Raw genomic sequence first — 3947 nt, 5'->3', positions numbered from 1 at the left:
CACAGGGTCTTTGCCGCTGCGAAATTGGACCCCCTGATGCTTGCTAGCTAGAAAACCGTTGCCCCACAACCGCGAAGACAGCGGTTGCCCACTGGCGTTTTTGGAGACCATCACAACGAAGGCAGGTAAGTCATTATTTTCGGTACCCAGTCCGTAGTCCATCCACGCCCCCATGCTCGGCCGCCCCGGAAACTGGCTGCCGGTTTGCATAAAGGTAACGCCGGGGCCGTGATTAATCGCCTCGGTGTACATCGATTTGACAACGCAGATGTCGTCGGCAATTCCGGCGGTGTGAGGCAACAGATTGCTCATCCAAGTACCGCTTTCGCCGTACTGTTTGAACTGAAACGGCGATCCGACCAGCGGCAAGCTCGACTGGTTTCCGCTCATTCCGGTTAACCGTTGTCCGCCACGGACTTCGTCGGGCAATTCAGTGCCATGTTTCTCGTTGAGCAGCGGTTTGTAGTCGAACAAGTCCAATTGGGATGGAGCTCCCGATTGAAACAGGAAGATGACCCGTTTTGCCTTGGGTGCATGATGCAGTGCTTTAAGGATCCCGCTGCTGTCGGATTGCGAGGCCGCGTCGGTGTGCAGCATCTGGCTTGCCGCCAGTGCCCCAAATCCCATTCCCATTTGACTCAGCATGCTGCGGCGATTGAGTCCGAAACCGCTTGGTAAGTTTGTATTCATGGCGGGTTATCGCTTCATCACGCTAAGGTCAAAGTTGATCAAAGTTCCGACAACAACGCTGGTTGCTGCCAATGCAGCGTGATTCATGTCATCGTCGGTTTCAGTATCGCCGATGGCCAAGAATTGGTCGGTGCGATCACGGTGCTCACTGAAATAATCAAGCTGGGATTGGTACAGTGTTTTGAGTGTTTCCAGCTGTGCCGGATTCGGTTTCCGGCTGGTCGTTTTGCGAAATGCATCGACTAGAATCGCAGTCGTGTCGTCGCCATGCAGTTGAATCAGCTTCTCTGCGGTGACACGTCCAGCCTCGACAAACTGAGGCCCGTTCATTAGCACGAACGCTTGCAGGGGCGACGAGGTGCGTTCGCGTTTGACTTGACAAACGTCGCGTTTCGCTGCGTCCAGCGTCATCATCGTTGGGGCCGGGCCGGTCCGTTTCCAGTACGTGTACAGACTGCGGCGGTACAAGTCGTTGCCGCTGTCTCGTTTGGAAGGACTGAACGATTCTTCGATATCGTACGGCTTTACCGGAGGCCCGCCGATCGTCGAAACCAAACGATGGCTCATCGCCAGCACGCTGTCGCGGAGCATCTCGGCAGGCAAGCGATAGCTGGGAAAACGGGACAACAATCGGTTTTCGGGGTCGTTCGCAATCGATTTGGGATCAGGATTTTGACTGGACTGTCGATACGTTGCCGACGTCACGATCAATTTCAGCATCCGTTTGATATCCCAGTCGTAATCGACAAATTCGACCGCCAGCCAATCCAGCAATTCAGGATGCGTCGGCGGTGCGCCTTGGCTGCCAAAGTCCTCGGGGGTGCGCACGAGTCCTTCGCCAAAGCAGATTTGCCAGAGCCGATTGACGGCAACACGGTTGGTTAACGGATGGTCATCCCGAGTCAACCACTGTGCCAAACCAAGTCGATTACGCGGAGCGTCTTTGGGGAATGCAAGCAGCGTACTTGGAGTGCCCGGTTCGACGGGTTCGCCGCGTTGATCGTACACGCCACGCTCGAGCAAATAGCTTGGTTTATGTTCAGGCAGTTCTTGCATGACCATGATCTCATCAACGGCATCCTGTATCGCACACCGATTCTTGCGAGCTTCCTTCAGTTTCGAGCGAGCTTGGAGCACCGTGTTGTCGATGCGACCCAGGTAGTGATCGCGAAGCAGTTTGTCTGTTTCCACAGCGGGCAGTTTCGCGGCGGCAAGCCGTTGGATTTCCAGCTTGGTTAACTCGGTGTCGTAGACCTGGAATTCGTCAACCGATCCATGCTTGAATCCGTTGTCGCGAAATCGTTCTCCAATCGCGATGTTGTCACCACCGCCACCGGTGATGTTTTTTGTGAGTGCATCACGAACCGTTTCTGTTTCGACTTGTTTCCCGTCGACATAGATCGCCAATCCCGCGGCGGTACTGGATCCATCGTTACAAACGACGACATGGATCCACTCATTGGTGGGAATCGCATGGACGCTACGGATGCTGATCGCATTGCCAGGCCAAAAGTGAATCAGCGACCAGCTGAGCCGGCCTTCGTCGATTAGCAGTTCATAGCCGCGGCTGGCGGCGTCGGTCCAAGCACGCGAGCGATGAAAGATCACCGCCCGCTCTTTGAGATCGGGCGTTTTGATCCAACACGAAACCGAAAACGGGGTAAAGCGAGAGAAATTGCCGACTTTGGTATTGATGGGGTCGTCACCAGTGAGTTTTACCGCATGCCCGACGATACCCTCGGTTTGCGTATTAGGTGCCGACGGTTTGTCTTCGAAATCGAGAGCTAGTATCGGTTTGGCAAGCTGAGTTTCATCAATGGATTCGAGATCAGCCGCCCATGTTTCTGCTTCCGCCGTGCGTGCATTGATCGCACTTTGAAATGCTTGCGAGGCAGCGTCGACGGCTTTTGTGGCCGATGCGAGCTGTTGCTCTTGATCTGCCGTGGGCAGCGGTAACGTCGGGGTTGGGATTGCGTTCGTGAAAAAAGAATACAAGCCGGCCTCGGCAATGTTGTCGAAGAACGCGGACAGTTGGAAGTATTCTTTTTGCTTGAGCGGATCGTATTTGTGGTCATGGCAACGACAACATTCCATCGTCAGCCCCATGATCCCGGTCGCGACCGTTTGCGTACGATCGGCGATCGATTCGATGCGGAATTCTTCGGGCACGCTGCCCCCTTCACACTCTTGGGGATGCAATCGATTGAAGGTGGTGGCCAGAATTTGATCGCGAGTGGCGCTCGGCAGCAAATCACCGGCAAGTTGTTCGGTGATAAATTGGTCGTAGGGCATGTTTTGGTTGAATGCCCGGATGACCCAATCACGCCACGGCCAAACGAAACGGTCGCGATCGACTTGGAAACCGTAAGTGTCGCTGTAACGTGCCACGTCGAGCCAATCGGCTGCCATGCGTTCGCCATAGGTTTCTCGCTTCAGTAATCGATCCACCAAACGCTCATAGGCATCCGCGGATTCGTCGGCCAAGAACGTGTCGATTTCTTCGAGCGTGGGCGGCAATCCGGTTAGATCAAAGGTGACACGGCGAATCAACGTTTCGCGATCCGCCTCGGGTGCAAGCGACAGGTTGTTCTTTGCGAGTTTGGCGTGGACAAATGCATCGATCGCGTTGTAGGTTCGTTGTCCATCGCGGGACTCGGGAAGCTCAGGGCGCCCGGCGGCAGCAAACGACCAATGGCCTTCGTACTGGGCGCCTTGGTCAATCCATGCCCGAATCGTTTCGATTTGATCTTCGCTGAGCGAACGTCCCGAGCTTGCCGGCGGCATGCGAAGATCCGGATCGTCTGAAATGATTCGCAGATAGACATCGCTTTGAGTCGCGTCGCCTGGTTCGATCGCGGACTCCTTGGCACCGTCTTCGGTGTCCAGTCGCAGATCGGCTTCGCGTGCTGCTTCGTCAAATCCGTGACAATGAAAGCAATTCTCCGAGAGGATCGGGCGGACATCGAGATTGAAACGCAGCGGGGACGCCGATTCGCTGGGATCGGCTGCCCAGCCACCGTTGGCGACGGTCAGGGCCGCAACGGTAACACCCGCAACGGTGCAAAGAAACGCTACCGTCGTAAAACGGCGTGGTTCAACAACGCTCATAAAAATCCTGTTTGGAGGCAGTCAAGACTCTTGGGGGAGTAAGAAATGATCGATAGAGATTGCAAAACAGGGCAATCCAAGGATCAAATCAAGACGGCACGCCAATCCAGCACCAGTAAAGTTGGCACTGACGCAGGTAGCCCGTTTAT

General features: G+C 55.1%; 2 protein-coding genes. Both read right to left on the bottom strand.

Annotated elements, in window-relative coordinates; genetic code table 11:
* Nucleotides 1-690: DUF1501 domain-containing protein (locus ABX962_RS32110; protein WP_372725749.1), on the bottom strand; the 690-nt coding region annotated here is incomplete at its 3' end.
* 6 nt (nucleotides 691-696) lie between these two features.
* A complete protein-coding gene (locus ABX962_RS32105) occupies nucleotides 697-3798 on the bottom strand; it encodes a DUF1553 domain-containing protein (protein WP_372725747.1) in 3102 nt (1033 codons plus the stop codon).
* Nucleotides 3799-3947 lie beyond the last annotated feature (149 nt).

It is taken from the genome of Novipirellula sp., assembly GCF_041583735.1.
Taxonomy (GTDB): domain Bacteria; phylum Planctomycetota; class Planctomycetia; order Pirellulales; family Pirellulaceae; genus Novipirellula.
This window is presented reverse-complemented; position numbering and strand designations above follow the sequence as displayed.